The sequence below is a fragment of the Streptomyces sp. HUAS MG91 genome, from assembly GCF_040529335.1.
Taxonomy (GTDB): domain Bacteria; phylum Actinomycetota; class Actinomycetes; order Streptomycetales; family Streptomycetaceae; genus Streptomyces; species Streptomyces tabacisoli.
Map to the genome: position 1 here is coordinate 3280781 of NZ_CP159534.1, position 20342 is coordinate 3301122.

Sequence of the window (20342 nt, forward strand, 5' to 3'; positions counted from 1 at the left end):
GTCGTGTTCGCTTTCAGTCGAGGAGGAGGCACGTCTCCCACCCGATGGGGCGGGTGGCGTCGATGGTGTGCAGCGTGAGGAGAACGCCGGCGTCACCGGAGAGCAGTCCGGCGTTCCCGGGTATCTCGTGGCCCACCAAGAAGTTGCTGAAGTGCGCGCGGAGCACTGGCAGATGTCGGTTGATCTCAGGAGTGACAGCGCTGGATCCGATCCGATCGACGACCAAGAGGAATCCCGCCCACCCATGACAGACCGACATGTCCTCGAGCTGCCCTAACCGGCGGGCGTCCGTGATGACGTGGAACACGGCGTCTTCGGCGAGCTGTCGTGCCTGGTCGTCATGGATGGCCAGGGCAGCGAGTTGCAGGGCGCGGCCGATCCCGGGCGTCCCGTAACACCACGACGGGCGGCCTGGTTCCGTCTCTTCGGGCCTGGGGCCTTTCAGGTAGGCGTCCAAGGGAAGGAAGTCGGGCCAGTCGATGCCCCCGCTCTTGACGGGCTGCGCCCACTGCGTGAGGTGAGCGATGCCTTCGGCCAAGGCCTGGTTCTGCCCGGCAACGGTGCATCCGGCACGGTGGGCCAGGGCGAGCAGGGCGAGCGGGCCGGTGAAGCCGTGGGCGATTCCGAAGTTGGCGTGACCGCGCAGGAACTGCCCGGTGCCGGGCGCGCCGTGCGGGTCGGTGGCTGCCCACCATCCGGGGACCTGGTGCCCGTCGATGGTGAGCGGTTCGGAGAACAGCCGTACCAGATAGCGAAGGATTCGTTGCAGGACGTCGTCGCGACCGCGGTGCAGGAGGTAGGCGCCGAGCCCCGTGAGGCCGCTGATCAGGTCGTACTCGCGCATGGGCGGCGGGGTCCGACCGTCCATGCGCTGCTGTGCCGCCTGGAGGCGGTCGACGACGATCGCGACGACTTCGGCGTCGAGTTCGGCCAGTGCCCGCGCGTAGGCCCGGTGGCCGGCGGTGTGCAGCACATAGGCGACAGCGGGCGCACCGCGGAAGAGGCTCGCGTGCTCCGGGTGGGCGGTGACGGGCTGGGCGTTGACGGCCTTCGCCGCAGCGTGGGCGGCCACCCAATCCCCTCCGGCTCGGGCGGCCACCACCTCGTACAGGGCAGTCCCGGCGAGGCCTGCGCCGAGGTCGTCGAGGCTCATGCCGACCTCCTCATGACCAGGGACCTACAGGTCTGACGTGCGGCATGACGGGACACGGCCTCGCTGCCCCGGTCGGGTCCCATCAGCCGGTTGTGGTGCATGTGCAGAAGCGATTCGAGGACCTGGTCCAGGTGGCTCTCCTCGATCAGGGCCCGGTATGTGCCCAGCGCGGCCCGCCTTTTCAGGAGGGCCCGGGCCACGCGCGGCGAGCCGTTGGACAGGGGGTCGGCGTCCACCTGGTCGAGTGCCTGCCTGGTGATTGCGCGGCGCCCCTTGCCGCCAGCTCGAACTTCTGCCATCCAGGTCAGTCCCTCGCGGCTGCCCAGGAAGCCCTGTGCAAGATCGATCATGCCGAACGCGCACGCCGTTTCTCGTTCGAGGCCGTGCACGTCGGCGAGGATGTGGGATGTGACGAGGCTGTCGGCGACGAACACGTCCTCGGCCGCGTCCATGGAGCTGTAGCGGCCCGTTTCGGGCCGGTAGCCGTCGAGGACGAGCTGGGAGGCGAGCCGGTCCGCGGTGAGCTGCCGCATCCAGCGTGAGAGCGTTCGTAAGGTGTCCGCAAACCCGTCCGGCCCGCCGGTGGGCACCCGGAGCCGGAGGTGGTCGGTCTCCTGCAGCGATCGGTACCGCACATACCACGCCCGCGTGGTGCCGAGCTGTTCGAGCAGGCGGGGCAGCCGCTGGCCGATGATCTCGTCCATGGCGGTGGGGTGCGTGAAGACCTTCGCCTGCACCCACGGCTGTTCGGCGTCTCCGGGCTGCGCCAGGGTCTCGTTCGTCACTACGGGAGCGTGGGACAGGTCGGGGTGGGGCGCCGACGGCCGGGTCGAGGCGAGCGGGACGGTGATCTCGTGGGCGCGCCCGATCCAGCCGAGGTCCTCATCGCTCGCCGTCTCCTGAAACAGGGCGCTCCCATGGCGCCGCAGGTGGTGGTGGACGAGGCGCGCATGGAGCGGCTCGGCCAGGTCCACGATCATGGTGCGGTCGTCGTCGACGAGATCGAGTCGGGGCGGACAACGCCAGTCGGCCGCCCAGTCGTTCAGCGCCTTGTGCCAACCGGGCCCGAACGGGCCGGACGGCAGCACCCCGGCGGAGAGCTTCCATCGGGCCGGGGCCAGGATGCTGCGGCCGTATCGGATACGCGGCAGGTAGGGCAGACCGGCAGCGGCCGGCCCCCAGTCGAACGCGGTCCAGGCCGTGGCGAATCCACGGCCGAGCATGGCCAAGAAGCGAGCCAGCGGTGGAGCCTGCTTCTCCAGAGCCAAGGGGTGGAACACATGGGGCTCCACAACGCGTCGTCGGCCCATACTGACCAGGTACAACTGCTTACCGGTGGAGAACACCGCAAGGTCATCGATCCCGATCAGGCCCTCGCCTCCGTCGCGGGTCTCGCCCACAGCGATGACGTACGGCAGCAGGGCCGGGATACGGGCGACGTTCTGGGAGTGCGGGAAACAGGGCATGAAGGAGAGCTGTGCGGACAGCGCTCCCTCGGTCATGGTGGGCAGTGTCCTGTACGGGTCTGACAGTCGGCTCCCGAGTACGGTCGCGAAGCGGCCGGACAGGGTGCCGGTCGTCCACGCCGGCCGCACATCGAGTGTGAAGGCGCCCCTGCTCAAGGCTTCCTGGTCGGCAGCCCGGATTCTGAACCCGATCTCCACGTGCGGGGCGGTCGGTCCCTCCTGCTCGTCGTCGGCGAGTTCGTCGATGTCCGGGTCGGTGAGGACGATCTCGCGCTCACCCGTCATGGCGGCCTGCATGGCGAGGGCCGCGAGCTTCTCGTCGCGCGGCAGCACTTTGGGGGGCACATCGGTCCACACCGACATCGGGTAGTCGGCTGGAAGCCCGACGCCCGTCGCCAGGTCGACCGCATCACGGACCGGGACCAGAACTCCGGCGCCGTACCGCTCCCAAAAGTGGGTCTGGTAAGCGGCCCAGGCAGGTGAGTCCCCGCGGGTGCGGGTCAGGCGTACGAGGGCGTGAGCGGCACGCTCCACCTCGGCCAGGACCTCTCGGGGAACGCTGACCTTGGCGTCGAGACGCAGGTCGAGGCTGATCCGACTCCGGCAGTCAGCCGGTTGGAGGGCACGCATCCGAGCGTCGGTCGTCTCTCGGTGCCGGTGCGACTCCTTGAAGCCGGCGGCCTCATTGTGCAGGGCCAGATGCAGCGTCACCATTCCCAACTGGTCGAGGATCTCGGCCGTCTCCGGTTCGAGCCTGTCCTGGTGGGGCTGCAGGGTGCGCAACATGTGGGCGACGGGATACGGCACGGTCATCGGTGCTTCGAGGCTGCTGGTCAGATACCCGTCCTCGAGGGCCCGCACGACCAGGTGGCGAGCCTGCTCCGGCGTCCCGCCTGCCTTCTCGAGCACGTGCAAGAGACGGTGGCCCGCGATCGGTTCGGCCGCGGCATCCAGGAGAAGGGCGAGTGGGCGAGTGATCGGCGCAGTCGCCAGGCGTCCGCCCGCACGAGTCGTTCCGATGGTGTCCCCGCGCCGGAAGGCAAGGTTGTTGACCTGGACGGACAGGACCGGCAGGACGTCCGACCGCCCCTGCAGGTCCCTTCGTACGTGGTCCACCCACAGAGTGTCAGGTCGTGCGATGGGCTGATGGTCCGTGCCGAACGTTGCGGCAACCGGCCCGCACTCTGCCAGGGCGACACCAGCAAAGAGGCCGAAGGGCGTCGCCCTGGAAGCCGCGCGCAAGAGGTAGCCGGCCACGGACAAGGTCGCGGCGGCCACTCGCTTCGGCAGAAGGCCCGCATCACGGCTGACGATCCGCTCCACGAATACGGCCAGGCGCGGAGACGCGGCGCGTACCGCAGCGACGAGGGCGGCATCGGTCCAAACGTGGGCGAGCCATTCGCGGCACTCTTCCGGCGAGGAGGCATCGGGCCAGCCCACTGGACGACGCACGGGCAGCGCCGCGGCCCGCAAGACCAGGACGTCACCATGCCTGCGGAAGAAGGGACGAGTCGTCATCAGCGATTCCTCAGTGAGTGGTGCGCCGGTGCGGCGGCTGCGACTCCGTCCGCACCGGCGCGGATCGGGTCAGCTGGACGCGCAGGCCGACGCACAGGTGTGGCCGCAGCCGTCGCTGGAGCCGCAGGCCTCGACGATCGGCGTCGGCGTCCGGGTGACGGTGGTCTTCAGTTCCCACTCCTCGGCCGGTACCGGTTCCGCAACAGCGACCGTCGGCTTCGTGGGCTTCTCTTTCGCGATCGTCACTCGGGCTCCTCCTTGGTCGTTCCGCCCGACGGGCACGGGCGGGAGAGTCCGCAGGACCCCCGGTAGGTGCTGCGATGGCGCTTGGTGCAGCACGTACCGCAGGCACCGCGGCGGCAGTGCCTGCCCGATGAACTGGCTTCACGTCCTCCGCGCCACCGGGCAGAACCCTTGGGGATGTCGCACTGTCCGTGGAGCAAGACGCTTGCCACTGAGCTGGGCCCGACCCGGCGGCAAGCCGTGTGGGTCTAAGGCGTAGCGAAGGTGATCCACACGTCCTTGCCGCGATCGCTGCCGGAACAGCCGAAGTCCTCGCCGATGTTGCGGAGAAGCGGGATTCCGCGCCCGTTCTCGGCATCGTCTTCGAGGCAGGGCGTGGTCGGTTGTCGGCTGTCAGGGTCGCTGACGGAGAGGAAGAGACCACCGGGCGTGCGGGACAGTACGAGCCGTACTTTCACGGTGGGTTGATCTGCCTGGCGAGCGTGGTTGAACGCATTGGTGAGGAGTTCGGACGTCGCGAGACCTACCTCCCATTCGCAGGAGGGTAGCCCCCATAGGACGAGATGTCCTAGGACGATTCCACGCACGTGCGACACTGCGAGGGCCGTCAGTTGGACATCGATTTCCAGCACTCCGGGGCGGCTACGGGTGGTTGCGCGCGTGCCCTCAGCCATGGTCCGCGGAACACCCAGAAGGTCTGCAGTCACGAAGTCCACCTCGTCTGACGAAAACTCACCAACGGCTACGGGTTGCGGTGTGTACTGGTCTCGAACCAGCGGACAACCATTGAGTCAGTTCCGAAGACGGCTGTGCAGGTGTTGGTTCCGAGAGACGAAGTTGTCGGATTCCGAAGACAGAGAGGCCCCTCATGCCTCGGTCACAGAAGCAGTCCACCTCTGGTGTTTCACCGCAGAAATGGTTCGGCGAGGAACTGCGTCGCCTCCGCAGGTGCAGTGGGATGTCGGCCAAGGCACTCGGTAAGTTGGTGCAGGTCAGTGAGGACGTCATCTACAGCGTGGAGACGGGTAAGTACCCCAGTTGCCGCCTCGATCTCGCCAAGGGTTTGGATGAAGTCTTCGAGACCGGAGGGTTGTTCGAGCGCTCGTGGCCCATGGCTTTCCGGCCCGCCGATTCCGATAAAAAGGCTCCGGATTCCGAGAAAGCGGCTCCCGAGAGGGTGAAGGCGCCCGTTCAGGTCCACGAGGGCCGCATCCTGGGCAGAGGTAGTTCGACACCTCCAAGCGAAAGTCTCGATCCCGTGGACCGTCGTGCCCTGCTCCTCGGCGGCCTTGCCGCCCTGGCGCCTCTGGACCTCGTCAGCCTCGTCACCCCGGCCGCTCAGCCCGAAGTTCCGATGGAGATCCGCGCTCGCGAGATCGCCCTGCTCGAACAGGCCGCCGACCACATCCACACCCTGGACAACGCACATGGCGGCGGTGGGCTCGTCACCGAGATCGCCAACAGGTCACTCACCTGGGCGGTGTGCCTCTTACCTGTGAAGTGCCCTGAGCCGCTGCGCCCTCAGCTCCTGTCTGCGGTGGCCCGGCTCGGGCTGGTCGTGGGAGCGACTCAGTTCGACGCCTACGCGCATGACGATGCTCGCGTGTCCTTCCGGCTCGCCGCGGAGTGTGCCGAGGAAGGCAAGAACTGGCACCTTCGGGCGAAAACGTACAGCTTCATGGCCCGTCAGGCGATCTGGAAAGGAGATCCGGACACCGGGCTCACCGACGCGGAGAAGGGATTGGTACGTTCCGACCGGATCACCCCGACCGAACGCGCGATGCTGCACACGGCCCGTGCCAGGGCCTTCGGCAAGATGGGCGACGTCAGCAACACGCTGATGGCAGTCGGCGACGCGGACGCCGCGTTCGATCAGTCCGACCCGGCGCAAGACCCGCCTTGGATGGCGTACTACGACCACGCGCAGCATCACGGTGACACCGCGCACGCCCTGTACGACCTGGCCATCCGTGCGGGACAGGACCCCGGCCGGGCAGCGGAACGCTTCGAGGTCGCGGTCGAGGGGCACGGCAAGGCGTTCGCCCGCTCGCGTGCGATCTCCCGGACGAAGTGGGCCTCTTTGATCATGGCCAAGGGCGACCCGCGACAGGCGATCGCCCTCGGGCATCGAGCTCTCGACGAGGTCGGAAAACTGACCTCACGCCGAGCCGCGGACGACCTCCGCGAGCTTTCCCGCTACGCCGCACGGCACCGGTCCATCAGCGAAGCGGCTGATCTGCGAGAACGCATCGCCACTACGGTGCCTTCATGACGCTGACTGCGCCCACCGACCGTGCCGTGCTGGAAGAAGCGTGTCTCGCCGCAGGGTTCGACTCCTCGGGCGCTGAGCCGATACGCCTGGCCGAGAACGCCGTCTGGAGGCTCGCCGGCGGGAGGGTTGCCCGCATTGCGCGGCCGGGACAGAACGACGCGGCCGCGCGTGAGGTGGAGGTGGCGCGCTGGCTCGAACGCAGTGGTGTCCCTGCTGTTCGCGCGCTCGATGTGCCGCAGCCTCTGACAGTGGCCGGTGGCTGTCCCGCCACCTTCTGGGAGGAGTTGCCGCCGCATGAGAACGGCCGGGTTGCCGATGTCGTGCATCTGCTGAAACAGCTCCACGCGCTGCCGAAGCCGGATCTCGACCTGGGGGTGCTGAACCCGTTCGTCCGCGTCGCTGAGCGCATCGACGCAGCGGTCACGCTGTCCCAAGAAGACCGGCAGTGGCTGAGCGGCCGCCTGCAGGACCTGACGACCGGTTGGGCCGACCTGCCCACGGGACTCCCTGAATGCGTGGTCCACGGCGACGCCTGGGTCGGCAACGTCGTTGTGACGAAACAGGGCCCTCTCCTCATCGACTTCGAGCGAGCTTCGTTCGGGCCTCCGGAGTGGGATCTGGTGTCCACCGCTGTGAAGCTCACGACCACGGGCGCGGTGTCCGAAGACGAGTACGCCGAGTTCTGTGACACCTACGGCACCGACGTGACTCGCTGGGCGGGCTACGAACTCCTCGCTGGAGCGCGCACGTTGCGGATGACGACGTACGCGGCTCAACATGCCGCGACTCACCGCGAGTGGCAGGCCGAAGCCCAGCATCGCGTGGACTGCCTGCGCGGCCGTGCAGGGCGGCCGCCCTGGCGATGGAAGGGAATCATGTAGGGCTCTCAGCCCGATGCGGATGAGAGCCCTTGCCGGGCGGGCCCCTCATGCTCGGAACAGACGGTCCCGGCCCGCGTGCCCGCCCGAGGGCTTCGCGACGGCCGTCGCGCGGGTCCACAAGGTGACGAGGGCCGCGCCGAGGAGGGCTCCCGCGGTGTTGAAGAGGACGTCGTCCACGTCGACCACCCGGCCTTCCGCCATGAGGAGTTGGGCCAGTTCGATGACCGGGCTCAGGCCTGCGCACAGGAGGGTGGTCCGGAGTGCCGAAGGGTGCCGGGCGGACGCCGATGCCAGGATGCCCAGCGGGACGAACATGGCCGCGTTGGCGATCTGGAGCGCCAGGATCATGTGGCGTTCGTCGGCGTCGACGAATGCCAGGTCCGCTTCCCACAGCCCCTCCCCCGGCGTCAGGAACACGGACATGCCGCCGGAGCCCAGCGGCTGGGTGGGAAGCACGGTCGCCGCGAGCGTCAGGAGCAGCCAGGCCGCGCCCAGTGCGCGTGCCGATCTGCGGGCGGGTTCGGGGGCGTGCGAGCGCCACAGAGCCGTACGAGGGCCAGGGCCGCCGCCGCTGCGACGAACAGGAACGTCGTCAGCGGGGTGACGTAGAGGACCACACGCCGCAGGGGGGCGGGGAGCATGGTGCCGATGGTCGTGGCCGGGCGGTGGAGCGCGCCGGTGGTCGCCCGCGAGTCCACTCGACCGGGGGAGATATGGGCCCGGCGGGAAGGCAGACTCGTCGAAGCGGTTATCCCGGTGGGGCCCAGGTCGTAGCTTCTTAAAGGAGCGGGGCTGTGCGTGGGAGGGAGGGCGCTGTGTGGGGCGTCGACCATGTCGTGGTTTTCCGTCGGGAAGTGGCGGCCTTCGAACGATGCGTGGAGGGCTGGGAGGGGCGCGACGTTCCGCTCGTGCCGGGGTGTCCGGGCTGGTCCGTCGCTGATCTCGTGCTGCATCTCGGGACCGTGCACCGGCAGGTCGTTCATATCGCCGGGGCCCGGTCGTCGGAGCCGCCCGTGGGGCTCGGGGATCCCGCGCTGATTCGGTTGCCCGAGCATCGGTGGGGGTGGCCCGAGGCGGGGCGGGGGCCCTTGCTCGGGAGGATGCCTCGGGGGCTGCTCGACTGGTTCCGGGACGGGGCGGACCAGTTGGAGAAGGTGTTCACCGCGCGGGATCCCGGGGAGCCGGCGTGGTCGTGGGCGGTGGGGATGCCGCGGACCGGGGGGTTCGGCGGGCGGACGGTCGGGTTCTGGCTGCGGTTGCAGGCCATCGAGGCCGCCGTGCACCGGTGGGACGCCGAGTCCGCCGTCGGGGAGGCCGCGCCCGTGGAGACCTGGCTCGCCGCCGACGCCGTCAGTCACGTCTTCGAGGTGCTGGCCCCGGCACGGCAGGCCTGGGGGCAGACGCCGCCGGGGCGCGGCGAGCGGCTGCGGTTCACGCAGCTCGACGGGTTCCGGAGCTGGATCGTGCAGGTCGACGCCGATGACGTGCTGCTCAACCAGGGCAGCGGGTGCTGTGTGGTCGAGCTGGCGGGGCCGGTGTCCGACCTGATGCTGCATCTGTGGCAGCGCATTCCGCGTACGGAGTTGCGGGTGCGCGGGGAGGAGGAGCTCCTCGACCGGTACCTGCCCTCACCCGCGCCCTGGGCGGCCTCCGGCGCCGACGGGTGCTGTCCGGCTCCGGGTGGGTGGGATTCCTCCGGGCTCGGCTGATCCGCGCCAGAGTCGAGCCACGTCAGAGCCGGGCCACGGCAGAGCTGGTCTACGGCAGGCCCAGTTCCTTGCGGACCGCGTCGATCTCCTCCCACAGTTCCTCCTGGCTATCGAAGCCCCGGTCGACGCTGTCCAGGTCGACCCCGCACGCGCGCTGCCGTTCCCGCAGGAGGGGGTGGGCGGCGACCGAGACCGGGAAGGCGAACGGGTCGAGGGTCGGGGCGAGTTGGAGCAGGGCTTCGTCGTCCACCGCCAGCCAGTCGTTCGTCTCGTCGTGGCGGATCACGTGCTCGGTGATGCCCCGGGTCCACTGCGCGAACAGCGCCGACAGGTTCGGCGCCGCCCGGACCGCGTCGTAGGCGTCCGGCGCGATCTCGTACCGCCAGACCTCACCCTCGTAGGGACCCTCGTCCAGTACGTACGTGAAGACGACGAAGCCGAAGTGGAAGAGGGGGAGTTGGGCACGCCACGGGAACGGGGTGCCCGTCGACAGGCCGAGGATGTCCAGGGTTTCGGACGGGTCGGGCGGCCAGGGTGGCAGCCAGCCGCCGTTCGGCAGGAGGCGGCGGTCCCGCCACCCCTGGGAGTGGAGCCAGAGCGGCTGCTCGCCGATGCGGTCGACGGCGAGGAGCCGGCGGGTCCCGTCGGTGTGCGGGCGGGGTGCGGCGGCCCCGGCCGCGGGCCAGTCGAGGCCCGCGGCCGTGGCCGCCGCTCGGTACTCGCCCACCGCCGCGCGGAGTTGGTTCAGGTCCCGTTCGGCGTCGGGCGTCACATCGTCTTCCTTACCGTTGTGGGTGGATTTACGGTGCTGTCGGCGACATGCACATGCTGGCGCCGCCCGCGTTGATACGGAAGCCGAAGCTCGGGGCCTTCGCGGCGACCCACGGCTTCACCGGCAGGACGACGAACTTCGTCTTGTCGGTGACCTTGCACTTGCCGTAGAAGCTGGAGATGTCCTGCGCCTGCGGCAGCGACTCCGTGGTCGGGACCAGCCGGACCGACGCGGTCAGGCCCGAGAGGTCGACCGCCTGGTCCGTCGAGAAGAACGGGAACTCGTCGCACGTCTGGCCCCCGCCCACCACGTGGCCGTCACAGTCGTTCGGCTTGAACTTGGGGTTCGTGTAGTACCAGTTGCGCCGGTAACCCGCGCCACGCGCCGCCTGGCCGCCCTGGCTGCGACCGGGGTAGTACCACGCGGCCCGGCCGATCGGATCGGGGTAGCCGCCGTCGCCCATCGCCTGCACGATGTGCGTCCCCGTCCGGTCCATGACGCGGCCCTTGTAGTTGGTGCCGCCGGGGACGTAGACGACGACGTCCTCGTCGCAGCCCGCGGAACCCGTCGTGCCGCGCTGGGCCCGGCACGCCTGGTCGATGGTGTGCTTGAGCTGGGAGTCCGCGGCGTTGTCCCAGGCGAAGGGCAGGCCGTCGCGGGCGGTCACCGTCTTCGTCGTCTTGATCACTTCGGCGTAGATCTTGAGGCTGTTGTACCACTCGCCGTGATTGAGGCCCCAGTCCTCGAAGGTGTCGAAGTCGGTGTCGTGGTGGATCGGGTACTCCGTCACGCCGTCGATGCCGAGTTCGCTGGGGAAGAGGACCGCCAGCAGGACGCCGAGCACGATCCCGATGCCGATGCCCTCGATGGCGGCGACGACCCAGGCGGTGGCGGCGCCGACGGCGGTCGCCTCCGCGGCGGCCGCGACGATGGCCTCCGCCTCGGCGATCACCTCGGCGCAGGCCGTCTCCACGCACCAGGTGATGGGTTCGGCCAGGCCCGCGCCCGCCGCGGCGAGCGTGGGCGTGTCACCGACGGTGGAGATCACCGGGCCGCGGCCGGCCGGCGCGACCGAGTAGATGAGCTTGGTGACGTCGTCCGAGCACTTCATGACCTTCTCGCCGCTCGGCGGGAGGTAGTCGTGGACGCAGCCCGCGTCGGCGGCCTTGTAGCAGCCGTCGAAGATCTGCGTGGCGCCCGCGGGGACGGTGACCTTCGCCCGTACGCCCTGCGTGAGGTAGAAGTCGCCGCCCCGGACCGCGCACTGCGAGCTCTCGCTGGCCAGCACCTGGGTCGCCGCCGGATCCACCTCGGGGTCGACCGTCTTCGTCGTGAAGCCGCCGGTGAAGCTGCGGCCGGCGGTGCCGTCGGCGGCAACCTCCTGTACGCGGAAGGTGTACGGGGTGGCCTCTTCGAGGGGCTCGATCGGGTAGCCGATCGTGCTCTTCTCGGTGCACGGGTCCGCCGGGGTGCCGTCGGCGTTCTGGCAGTACTGGTCCACGGGGAACGTGTCGATCTGCTCACCGTCGAGATAGGCGCGGTAGGTCAGGCCGTCGGCGATCTTGGGGTGCCAGGTGGCGAGGGCGCCGCCTTCCTCCGGCGCGAAGGACAGCTCCGCGTCGGGGTCCGGGGGCTTCGGCGGGGCGAGAGTGGTGAAGGAGGCGGTCGCGGGGGTCTTCGACCTGTTGCCCGCGAGGTCCACGGCGACGACGGACACCGTGTGCCCCGTGGTCGGCTTCAGGCCCGTGACGCTGTACGAGCGTGTGGCGGTGTCGGTGCGGTGGGGGGCGCCGCCGTCGATGCTGATGTCGTAGCCGGCCAGGCCGTAGTTGTCGGTCGCCGCGTGCCACGTGACCTTGGCCGAGGTGTCCGTGATGCCGCCGACGGTGAGGCCGGTGACGTCGCTCGGGGCGATCCGGTCGACGACGGTGACGGACCGCAGGATGCGCGCGTGCCGCTTGGGCTCGCGATCGGCCCGTACGCACACCAGGTTCTTGCCGATCTGGCCGGGGCGCAGGGTCGTCGTCCAGGACGAGGCCCAGGCCGCCACGCCGTCGGGCGGCGGGCCCAGGGTGAAGTCGGTGGTGGTCGTGCGGCCCACCGCGAGGTCGACCATGGCGGCCTGCTTGTGCAGCACCCCGTTCAGGGTGATCTTCCCGTGCTCGTCCACGGCGAACTCGGCGTCCTGCTCGGGGCCGTCGAGCCGGATGGAGGCGTGGTTCTCGTCGTCGGCCACCGGTGTCGTCATGCCCGCGCAGGCGGCGGGTGGTGGCTGTGCCGCCGGGGTGTCGGCGGCGCGGGCGGACTGGGTGGCGGCCGGGCTGAGCACGGCCATCGGGAGGGCGAGCGAGACGGCTATCGCCGTTCTTCGCAGCACCCGTCTGAAATGACGCTTCCGCACGTGTCCCCCTGCTGTCGATGGGCCTCGGTGTTCTCAGACATCCCGAGGCTCCGTCTCCCCCCGGGACGTACCGAACGAGCGATCGAGCCACCCGACTATAGGGACGGCGCAGGAGGGGCGTCAGCGCCGAATCCGGCCCTGCGGGGAGTTGTTTTCGGCCATGTGCGGGGCTTGAATTCTGCGATGCGGTGCGACTCCATATCGCTTTATTACAAAGGGAGTTGGGGAACTGGGGATGGTTCTCGCGGGGTTCTCGGAGACTGTTTTCGGCCGGGGTGGCGCATGTCCGGGGCGAGTGAGCCGGAGCACAGTGCCCGCCCCCTCGGCCCCGCCCGCGGGCGCACGGCGTAACCTCGCGAACGGCGCCAAACGGCGCCCTTCAGTGCATTGCCGGGCATCCGGTCCGGCGCTCCGCCCACCAGGAGATTCCATGGCCCGCACCCTGCCCACCGCCCCGCTCGCCGCCGCCGGCCTCATCGGCGGTTACGCCACCGCGCGCTTCACCAAGAAGCGGCAGCTGGGCGGGGCCGTGCTCGCCGTCGCCGGGGCCGCCGCCGCCACGCAGTGGACCAAGGTGCGGGGCGGGAAGGTGGCCGGGGCGTTGACCGGGGTGTACGTCGCCGCGTTTGCCGGGTCGCATCCTCTGGCCAAGAAGGTCGGGGCCTGGCCTGCCGTGTTCGGAGTTGCCGGGGCCGTTGCCGCCGCGTCTTATGTCGTGGTGGACCGGCGGGCCTGATCCGCGGCGAGTGGCCCCGGCCTGCTTCTGGGTCGTCGTTCGTCCGCGGGTCGGTGGGGGCTGGTCGCGCAGTTCCCCGCGCCCCTGGCGGGGCCGGATCACCGGCCGACCGACCACGCGCCCCGCACTTCTCGGCAGTTCGTCGGGGGACGGCCGGTGGTCGCTTCTCGCGCAGTTCCCCGCACCCCCGGCGGGGCGGCCTACTTCTGGTGGGCCAATACGTTCACCACTCGGCCCTGCGGATCCCGTACGAAGAAGCGGCGGACGCCCCAGTCCTCGTCGCGCAGGGCGTGGACGATCTCGGCGCCCGTTGCCCGTAGGGCCTCGTACGCCTTGTCGACCTCCTCCACCGTGCCGAGTTCGACGCTCACGTCCGGTACCACCGGGGCCGTCGCGTCGTGGGTGAGGAAGGTGAGCTGGGCCTCGGGGTGGCTCGGGGAGGCCAGGGTCGTGACCCAGCCGAGGTTCATGACCTCCTCGAAGCCGAGGGTGCCGTAGAAGTCGCGGTTGGCCGCTGCCGCCTCTTCGCCGGGGGCCACTTGGAGGTTCGGGACCGCTCTGCGGATCTGTGTCATGCCCGTCATCGTCCCCGGAACGTGGCCCGGTACGCACCCGGCGACACCCCGAGCCGGCGCTGGAAGTGCTGGCGCAGCGAGACGTCCGTGCCGAAGCCCGTCTCCGCCGCGACGCGGTCCACCGTGTGGTCGGTGCGCTCCAGCAACTCCCGCGCCCGGTCGACGCGTTGGGTGGCCAGCCAGGTCATGGGGGTGACGCCCGTCTCCTCGCGGAAGCGGCGGTTGTAGGTGCGGACCGACAGGCCGTCGCGCGCCGCCAGGTCGGCCAGGGTCAGGGGTTCGGCGAGGTGGTCGAGCGCCCAGGTCCTGGACGCCGATGTCGAGGTCAGGCCCTCCTCCTCGACCGGGCGGCGGATGTACTGGGCCTGGCCGCCCTCCCGGTACGGGGGCACGACGGTGCGCCGGGCGACGTCGGCCGCCACCGCCGCGCCGTGGTCCGCGCGGATCATGTGCAGGCACAGGTCGATGCCGGCCGCCTCACCGGCCGAGGTGAGGACCGGGCCCTCGTCCACGTACAGGACGTCGGCGTCGACCGTGACGGCCGGGAACGTACGGGCGAAGCGGGCCGACGACAGCCAGTGCGTCGTCGCCCGGCGGCCGTCCAGCAGGCCCGCCGCCGCCAGCACGAACGCCCCCGTGCAGATCGACGCCACCCGGCCCCGCACCGCCCCGATCGCCGAGGCCAGCGCGCCGTCCAGGCCGCCCGGCCCGAGCGTCTCGTCCGTCTCGTGCGACGCCGGGACCAGGACGGTGTCCGCCGCCATCACCGTCTCCAGGCCGTGTTCCGCGTAGATCGGGAAATCGGCGTCCGTACGGATCCTGCCCGGCCGGGGCGCGCACGTACGGACCTCGTAGAGCGGCTCGCCCGTCGCCGGGTCGCGGGCCGCGCCGAACAGCTGGTGGACCAGGCCCAGTTCCATGGGCAGGACACCGTCCCTGACCAGGACCGCCACCGTCTCCCGAGGAGCGCGCCGCGTACTCATGGAGCAGATGCTGTCACCCGGACGGCGTCACCGCCGACAGCGGTCGCGCCACGTCCTCCAGCGACCTGCCCTCCGCCCGCACCGCGAACGCCACCGCCACCAGACCCGCCGCGCACATCAGCCCGGCACCGATCTGGAAGGCGAGCACCGTGTCGGCGACCTGGCCGCTCTTGGTGAGGTCCGCGAAGATCAGCGGGCCGCTGATGCCGCCGGCCGCCGTGCCGACCGCGTAGAAGAAGGCGATCGCCATCGCGCGCGTCTCCATCGGGAAGATCTCCGAGACGGTGAGGTACGCGCTGGAGGCGCCCGCCGACGCGAAGAACAGGACCACCGACCAGCAGGCCGTCAGGGTCGTCGCCGTGAGCGAGCCGCGGCCGAAGAGCCAGGCCGTGCCGAAGAGCAGCACCCCGGACAGGAGGTAGGTGGAGGAGATCATGATGCGGCGGCCGAGCGTGTCGAAGAGCTTGCCCAGCAGCAGCGGACCGATGAAGTTGCCGGCCGCGATCACCGCGAAGTAGTAGCCCGTGGAACCGGTCGGCACGTCGTAGAACGTCGTCAGGATCGCGCCGAAACCGAAGGTGATCGCGTTGTAGAGGAACGCCTGGCCGATGAAGAGGGAGAGGCCGAGGGTGGTGCGGCGCGGGTACGAGCGGAAGACCGTACGGGCGATCTCCAGGAAGCCGGTGCTCTTGCGCTGGTGGATGGTGATCTCGCCGGCCGGCGGCGGGAGGGACGCGCCGCCGCGTTCCGTACGGATCTTGTCCTCCACCCCCGTGACCAGGGCGTCGGCCTCCTCTCCCCTGCCGTGGATGAAGAGCCAGCGGGGGCTCTCCGGGACGTTGCGGCGCACCAGGAGGATGACCAGGCCGAGGACGACGCCGAGGGCGAAGGTGAGGCGCCAGCCGATGTTCTTCGCGAACAGGTCCGTGTCGAGCGCCACGATCGAGAGCAGCGAGCCGCCGATCGCGCCGAGCCAGAAGCTGCCGTTGATGATCAGGTCGACGCGACCGCGGAACTTCGACGGGATCAGCTCGTCGATCGCCGAGTTGATGGCCGCGTACTCGCCGCCGATGCCGAAGCCGGTGAAGAAGCGGAAGACGAAGAACCACCAGACGGACAAGGAGAACGCCGTGAGGGCCGTCGCCGCCAGATAGACCGCCAGGGTGACGAGGAAGAGCTTCTTGCGGCCGAAGCGGTCCGTCAGCCAGCCGAAGAAGAGGGCGCCGACGCAGGCGCCCGCCACGTACAGGGCGGCCGCGGTGCCGGTGACCTGCGCGGAGGAGATGGGCAGGCCGCTGCCGGGCTCCGAGAGGCGGCCCGCGATGTTGCCGACGACCGTGACCTCCAGGCCGTCGAGGATCCAGACCGTGCCGAGGCCGATCACCACCATCCAGTGCCAGCGGGACCAGGGGAGGCGGTCGAGGCGGGCGGGGACGGCGGTGGTGATGGTGGCTCCGCCGGTGCCGGGTTGTTTCGGGGGTTCGGGGGACATGGACCCTCCTCGCTGAGGGAATGGGCCCGCCCCGAGTTCCCCGCCGACCATGGCTCACGCCACGGGGCCCCGCCCCGGCCCCCGCCGCTCCTCGATCGCCGGAGGGGCTTGATCTGCCGGAGCGAGGCGCTACGCCCCGAGCGCCTTCGACACCGTGTAGATCAGGAGTCCGGCGAGTGAGCCGACCACCGTGCCGTTGATCCGGATGAACTGCAGGTCGCGGCCGATGTGGGCCTCGATCTTGCGGGAGGTGTGCTCGGCGTCCCAGCTCGCCACCGTGTCCGTGATCAGGGAGGTGATCTCGGCCCGATACGTCGTCACGACGTACACCGCGGCGCCCTCCACCCAGCCGTCGACCTTCCCCTGCACCTTCGGGTCGGACGCCATCCGCTGCCCGAGCGAGAGCAGCGACGCCCGCACCCGCAGCCGCAGCTCGCTGCGCTCGTCCTCGGCCGCCGCCACGATCATCGAGCGGACCGCCGACCAGGTGGAGGCGATCAGGTCCTGCACCTCGGAGCGGCCGAGCACCTCGGACTTGAGGCGCTCGACGCGGGCCCGGGTGTCGGAGTCGGCCTGGAGGTCGCCCGCGAAGTCGCGCAGGAAACGGTCCACGGCGCCGCGCGCCGGGTGCTCGGGCATGTCGCGCATCTCGGTGACGAAGCGCAGCAGCTCCTTGTAGACCCGCTCGCCGACCCGCTTGTCCACGAACCGCGGGGTCCAGCCGGGCGCGCCGCCCTGGACCGCGTCCATCACCGAGTCGGAGTGCAGGACGAGCCAGTCGTGGGCCCGAGCGCACACCAGGTCGACGACCCGCTTGTGGCCGCCGTCCGCGACGACCTTCTCCAGCATCTTGCCGATGCCGGGGGCGATCTCGGCGTTGTCGGCGCGGCGCGTGATGGCCTCGCCGACGACCGCCTGGACGTCGGAGTCGCGCAGCACGGTGAGGGCGCCGCGCAGCGCGGTGGCCAGCTCGGCCGTCACCCGGTCCGCGTTCTTGGGCTCGGCGAGCCAGGCGCCGAGCCGGGAACCGATGCCGACGGAGCGCAGGCGGTCGCGGACCACGTCCCCGGAGAGGAAGTTCTCCCCGACGAACTCACCCAGCGAAAGACCCAGTTGGTCCTTCTTGCGCGGAATGATCGCGGTGTGCGGGATCGGGACGCCGAGGGGATGGCGGAAGAGGGCCGTGACCGCGAACCAGTCGGCGAGCGCGCCGACCATGCCGGCCTCGGCGGCGGCCGCGACATAGCCGGTCCAGGCGCCCGCGCCGGAGTGCTCCGCCCAGGTGGTCAGGGCGTACACGACCGCGACGAGGACCAGCAGGCCCGTCGCCGTCGCCTTCATCCGGCGGACACCGCGGCGCTTCTCCTCGTCCGCGGCGGTGAACTCGGTGACCGAGCGGCGGGCGGTGCGGGGGTGCGCGGTGGGCTCTTGGGCATACTGCCCGGAGCCACCGCTGCCCGTTTCACCCCTTTTATCCAGATCGCTCATCGCCTGCCCGCCTCGCTCATCGTTCGGCCGTCCCGTTCCCACTGAACACCCAGCACACCCAGCACACGCTGAACACCCCGATCGTCCCGTCCGTCGCCGTTCCCGGCTCCGGCATCCGTCGCTGCGATGTCATCCCCCTCACACATTGTCCCTTCCTGCCCTACTAACGGAACGAACCACAAGTTCCCGGCGTCTGAATGGGCGGAGGGGGGCAGTGTCGGCCTCGTCTCGCCCCATGACGCATCATGGGATCATCACACCGGAGCCTTGGGCTCCCCCTGCCCGAGGAGACACACACCGCATGACCAGGCGTCACGGTTATGTGCTGCTGGCCGCGCTCGTCGCGGTCGCCGTAGTGATCTCTGCCGCTATCTACGTCGGTTTCTCCGGCGTCCTCCGGAGCGGCGACGACAACATCCAGGCGAGCGGCGCCCACCCGCGCAGCTCCGCCGCGCCCGCCTCCACCGGCACCTGGGCCGGCAGCTGGTCGGCCGCGCCCGCGGGCGCCGAGCCCGGCACGGAGAGGAATGGTTTCTCCGGGCTCTCCATCCGCAATGTCGTGCACACGAGCATCGGCGGCACCGGTGCCCGCGTCACGCTCTCCAATCTCTACGGGCAGCAGCCGCTCAGCATCACGCACGCGTCGATCGCCGTGGCCTCGGCCCCGAACAACCCCACCGCGCTGGCCGGCACCGTGCGCCGGCTGACCTTCTCCGGGAACACCTCAGTGGTCATCGCGGCCGGCGCGCAGATCGTCAGCGACGCCGTACGGCTGCGGGTGCCGGGCGACTCGGACATGCTCGTCACCACGTACTCGCCGACCCCGTCGGGCCCGGTCACGTACCACCCGCAGGCCCGCCAGATGTCGTACGTGGCGAGCGGCGACGTCGTGGAGGACCCGACCGGCACCCGGTTCACCCAGCAGAGCCCGTACTGGCGCTATCTCACCGCGCTCGACGTGCTCAGCAACGAGGCCGCGGGCACCGTCGTCGTCATCGGCGACTCGCTCACCGACGGCATCACCTCCACCATGGGCGCCAACCGCCGCTGGACGGACGTCCTCGCCGGCCGGCTGCGCACCGAGTCGGGTGCCCCGCGCTACGGCGTCGTGAACCAGGGGATCAGCGGCAACCGCGTGCTGTCCGACGGGCTCGGGCGCCCCGCCAACAATCCGAGCGGGCTCTCCCGCTTCGGGCGCGACGCGCTGGACCGCGCCGGGGTGCGGGCCGTCGTCATCGACCTCGGGATCAACGACATCCTGCGCAACCCGCAGCAGACCGACCCCGCCAAGATCGTGGACGGGCTGCGGGAGCTGGTGCGGCAGGCGCATGCGCGCGGGCTGCGCGTGGTGGGGGCGACCCTGATGCCGTTCCAGGGGCATCGGGGGTACGAGCCTCGGCTCGAGGTCGTCCGGCAGGGCGTGAACGAGCAGATCCGGGCCGGGAAGGTCTACGACAGCTACGTCGACTTCGATCGGGCGTTGCGGGATCCGTACAACCCGCGCAAGCTGCTGCCGCAGTACGACTCGGGTGATCATCTGCACCCCAGCGATGCCGGGTACCGGAAGATGGCCGACGCCTTCGATCTGACCTCGCTGAAGGGGTCGACCGGCGCGCAGCTCTGACGAGCGCCCCCGCCGCCTTGGGCGGCAGGGTGGGCAAGGCGGCACCCCGGTGCGGGGTGAGCGCCTAAGAGGCAGCCAGTGCAGCGTCGTTCGCGGGTGCACGCCCGGTGGGGCTTCTCGCGCAGTTCCCCGCGCCCCTAGCAGCCCGCACCGGCAGTGTCAGTCCCAGTGGCGGCGGCGGTTGCGGCGTTCTCGGCGCTCTTCCAGGCGGTCGAGGTGTTCCTCCATGCGCTCGCGGTGCCGCTCCAGGCGGTCGGCGTGGAGGCCGTGGGGGCCGTGATGGCCGTCGAGGAGGGCGCGGCGGTCCTCCCGGCGTTCGAGCCGCTCGCGGCGCCGCTCCTCCTTCAAGCGCTGCCGCTCGGCCTTGGGCAGCTTCCGCTCGACCCCGACTCCGCCCCAGAACGCGAACCCGGTGATCACCACGCGCGGCGCCCCGGGATCCCCGGGCACCCCGGACTCGCTCTGGTCGAAGCCGCCCATGATGCCGATGCCGCGCACGACGACCTCGACACCGGGCGGCACGATCACATTGACGCCGCCCATGATCGCGACGCAGTTGATGACGGTCTCGCGGGACTCGAAGTTCGCCTCGCGCAGGTCGAGTTCGCCGCCGCCCATGACGGCCACGCAGTCGAACCGGCTCGGCGCCGTCCACCGCCCCTTGCGCTCGAACCCGGAGAGGATGCCGACGCCCCACGCGGACCCGCCCGCCGTCCCCCCGATCCGCGCCGCCCAGTCGACGGCCCCCTCGGGCAGCGGCTCCTTCGTCAGGTTCACCGGCGTCGGCGCCGCCGCGCCGGGCAGATCGCGGGTCACGGGCAGCAACTCCCGGTACGTACGCGCCTTGTACGTCTCCTCCAGCCGCTCGCCGAACTCCTCCATGTCGAGGCGGCCCTCGGCCAGCGCGTCGCGCAGCCGCTCGGCGACCTGCTCGCGGTCGGCGTCGGAGGCCCGCAGATCGAGGCCGTCGTCCTGGGGTCCGGACTCTTCGGGGCGGTCCGGGAGCGCTGCGTCCGTCATGCTTTCAGC

General features: G+C 70.4%; 18 protein-coding genes. 5 read left to right on the plus strand and 13 right to left on the minus strand.

Annotated features, from left to right (window positions below; translation table 11 throughout):
• Window positions 1–13: 13 nt before the first annotated feature.
• From ABII15_RS14900 to ABII15_RS14915, 4 genes are all read right to left on the minus strand, one after another.
• Window positions 14–1153 carry a lanthionine synthetase C family protein gene (locus ABII15_RS14900; protein ID WP_353942810.1) on the minus strand — a complete coding sequence of 380 codons (1140 nt, stop codon included), beginning with the start codon at window positions 1151–1153 and terminating at the stop codon, window positions 14–16.
• Window positions 1150–4137 (minus strand): lantibiotic dehydratase, encoded by a 2988-nt coding sequence (locus ABII15_RS14905; RefSeq protein WP_353942811.1) that lies wholly within the window; start codon window positions 4135–4137, stop codon window positions 1150–1152. Before ABII15_RS14905 ends, ABII15_RS14900 begins: the two co-directional genes overlap by 4 nt.
• 69 nt (window positions 4138–4206) lie before the next feature.
• Window positions 4207–4383 carry an FxLD family lanthipeptide gene (locus ABII15_RS14910; RefSeq protein WP_353942812.1) on the minus strand — a complete coding sequence of 59 codons (177 nt, stop codon included), beginning with the start codon at window positions 4381–4383 and terminating at the stop codon, window positions 4207–4209.
• A gap of 245 nt (window positions 4384–4628) precedes the next feature.
• Complete coding sequence (locus tag ABII15_RS14915) at window positions 4629–5087, minus strand: ATP-binding protein (RefSeq protein WP_353942813.1); 459 nt, start codon at window positions 5085–5087, stop codon at window positions 4629–4631.
• A gap of 161 nt (window positions 5088–5248) precedes the next feature.
• Here ABII15_RS14915 and ABII15_RS14920 point away from each other — a divergent pair, with 161 nt between their 5' ends.
• Together ABII15_RS14920 and ABII15_RS14925 are read left to right on the plus strand one after the other, a co-directional pair.
• Window positions 5249–6652, plus strand: a complete 1404-nt coding sequence (locus ABII15_RS14920; RefSeq protein ID WP_353942814.1) for a helix-turn-helix transcriptional regulator — start codon at window positions 5249–5251, stop codon at window positions 6650–6652.
• Complete coding sequence (locus tag ABII15_RS14925) at window positions 6649–7533, plus strand: aminoglycoside phosphotransferase family protein (RefSeq protein WP_353942815.1); 885 nt, start codon at window positions 6649–6651, stop codon at window positions 7531–7533. Before ABII15_RS14920 ends, ABII15_RS14925 begins: the two co-directional genes overlap by 4 nt.
• A gap of 45 nt (window positions 7534–7578) precedes the next feature.
• Here the strand turns inward: ABII15_RS14925 and ABII15_RS14930 are convergent, their stop codons facing one another.
• Window positions 7579–7989 carry a VanZ family protein gene (locus ABII15_RS14930; protein ID WP_353942816.1) on the minus strand — a complete coding sequence of 137 codons (411 nt, stop codon included), beginning with the start codon at window positions 7987–7989 and terminating at the stop codon, window positions 7579–7581.
• Between the two features lie 14 nt (window positions 7990–8003).
• A complete protein-coding gene (locus ABII15_RS14935; protein ID WP_353942817.1) occupies window positions 8004–8174 on the minus strand; it encodes a hypothetical protein in 171 nt (56 codons plus the stop codon).
• A 213-nt stretch (window positions 8175–8387) separates the two neighbouring features.
• On the opposite strand from ABII15_RS14935, the gene ABII15_RS14940 reads away from it, so the two are divergent.
• Window positions 8388–9242 (plus strand): maleylpyruvate isomerase family mycothiol-dependent enzyme, encoded by an 855-nt coding sequence (locus ABII15_RS14940; protein ID WP_353942818.1) that lies wholly within the window; start codon window positions 8388–8390, stop codon window positions 9240–9242.
• A 49-nt stretch (window positions 9243–9291) separates the two neighbouring features.
• On the opposite strand, the gene ABII15_RS14945 is transcribed toward ABII15_RS14940, so the two are convergent.
• Window positions 9292–10014 carry a hypothetical protein gene (locus ABII15_RS14945; protein ID WP_353942819.1) on the minus strand — a complete coding sequence of 241 codons (723 nt, stop codon included), beginning with the start codon at window positions 10012–10014 and terminating at the stop codon, window positions 9292–9294.
• A gap of 28 nt (window positions 10015–10042) precedes the next feature.
• Window positions 10043–12391 carry a fibronectin type III domain-containing protein gene (locus ABII15_RS14950; protein ID WP_353942820.1) on the minus strand — a complete coding sequence of 783 codons (2349 nt, stop codon included), beginning with the start codon at window positions 12389–12391 and terminating at the stop codon, window positions 10043–10045.
• A 454-nt stretch (window positions 12392–12845) separates the two neighbouring features.
• Here ABII15_RS14950 and ABII15_RS14955 point away from each other — a divergent pair, with 454 nt between their 5' ends.
• Window positions 12846–13151 (plus strand): hypothetical protein, encoded by a 306-nt coding sequence (locus ABII15_RS14955; RefSeq protein WP_353942821.1) that lies wholly within the window; start codon window positions 12846–12848, stop codon window positions 13149–13151.
• A 200-nt stretch (window positions 13152–13351) separates the two neighbouring features.
• Here ABII15_RS14955 and ABII15_RS14960 read toward each other — a convergent pair whose 3' ends face one another.
• The 4 genes from ABII15_RS14960 to ABII15_RS14975 all read right to left on the minus strand — a co-directional run bounded on the left by ABII15_RS14960 (window position 13352) and on the right by ABII15_RS14975 (window position 17689).
• Window positions 13352–13726 (minus strand): VOC family protein, encoded by a 375-nt coding sequence (locus ABII15_RS14960; protein ID WP_353942822.1) that lies wholly within the window; start codon window positions 13724–13726, stop codon window positions 13352–13354.
• A 5-nt stretch (window positions 13727–13731) separates the two neighbouring features.
• On the minus strand, window positions 13732–14709 hold the full coding sequence (locus ABII15_RS14965; RefSeq protein ID WP_353942823.1) for a helix-turn-helix domain-containing protein: 978 nt from the start codon (window positions 14707–14709) through the stop codon (window positions 13732–13734).
• Between the two features lie 13 nt (window positions 14710–14722).
• Window positions 14723–16201, minus strand: a complete 1479-nt coding sequence (locus ABII15_RS14970) for an MFS transporter (protein ID WP_353942824.1) — start codon at window positions 16199–16201, stop codon at window positions 14723–14725.
• 129 nt (window positions 16202–16330) lie between these two features.
• Window positions 16331–17689 carry a DUF445 domain-containing protein gene (locus tag ABII15_RS14975; protein WP_353942825.1) on the minus strand — a complete coding sequence of 453 codons (1359 nt, stop codon included), beginning with the start codon at window positions 17687–17689 and terminating at the stop codon, window positions 16331–16333.
• 301 nt (window positions 17690–17990) lie between these two features.
• On the opposite strand from ABII15_RS14975, the gene ABII15_RS14980 reads away from it, so the two are divergent.
• On the plus strand, window positions 17991–19313 hold the full coding sequence (locus tag ABII15_RS14980; protein WP_353942826.1) for an SGNH/GDSL hydrolase family protein: 1323 nt from the start codon (window positions 17991–17993) through the stop codon (window positions 19311–19313).
• 159 nt (window positions 19314–19472) lie between these two features.
• Here ABII15_RS14980 and ABII15_RS14985 read toward each other — a convergent pair whose 3' ends face one another.
• The gene (locus ABII15_RS14985) at window positions 19473–20333 is read right to left on the minus strand and encodes a DUF1707 domain-containing protein (protein ID WP_353942827.1); all 861 of its coding nucleotides are present in this window, start codon (window positions 20331–20333) and stop codon (window positions 19473–19475) included.
• Window positions 20334–20342: the final 9 nt, after the last annotated feature.

What these genes read in the sequence shown, in the direction of transcription:
- ABII15_RS14935 (WP_353942817.1), bottom strand. Translation starts at nt 8,174, where the DNA reads ATGCTCCCCGCCCCCCTGCGGCGTGTGGTCCTCTACGTCACCCCGCTG.
- ABII15_RS14985 (WP_353942827.1), bottom strand. Translation starts at nt 20,333, where the DNA reads ATGACGGACGCAGCGCTCCCGGACCGCCCCGAAGAGTCCGGACCCCAG.
- ABII15_RS14970 (WP_353942824.1), bottom strand. Translation starts at nt 16,201, where the DNA reads ATGTCCCCCGAACCCCCGAAACAACCCGGCACCGGCGGAGCCACCATC.
- ABII15_RS14975 (WP_353942825.1), bottom strand. Translation starts at nt 17,689, where the DNA reads ATGAGCGATCTGGATAAAAGGGGTGAAACGGGCAGCGGTGGCTCCGGG.
- ABII15_RS14980 (WP_353942826.1), top strand. Translation starts at nt 17,991, where the DNA reads ATGACCAGGCGTCACGGTTATGTGCTGCTGGCCGCGCTCGTCGCGGTC.
- ABII15_RS14960 (WP_353942822.1), bottom strand. Translation starts at nt 13,726, where the DNA reads ATGACACAGATCCGCAGAGCGGTCCCGAACCTCCAAGTGGCCCCCGGC.
- ABII15_RS14965 (WP_353942823.1), bottom strand. Translation starts at nt 14,709, where the DNA reads ATGAGTACGCGGCGCGCTCCTCGGGAGACGGTGGCGGTCCTGGTCAGG.
- ABII15_RS14925 (WP_353942815.1), top strand. Translation starts at nt 6,649, where the DNA reads ATGACGCTGACTGCGCCCACCGACCGTGCCGTGCTGGAAGAAGCGTGT.
- ABII15_RS14920 (WP_353942814.1), top strand. Translation starts at nt 5,249, where the DNA reads ATGCCTCGGTCACAGAAGCAGTCCACCTCTGGTGTTTCACCGCAGAAA.
- ABII15_RS14955 (WP_353942821.1), top strand. Translation starts at nt 12,846, where the DNA reads ATGGCCCGCACCCTGCCCACCGCCCCGCTCGCCGCCGCCGGCCTCATC.
- ABII15_RS14905 (WP_353942811.1), bottom strand. Translation starts at nt 4,137, where the DNA reads ATGACGACTCGTCCCTTCTTCCGCAGGCATGGTGACGTCCTGGTCTTG.
- ABII15_RS14900 (WP_353942810.1), bottom strand. Translation starts at nt 1,153, where the DNA reads ATGAGCCTCGACGACCTCGGCGCAGGCCTCGCCGGGACTGCCCTGTAC.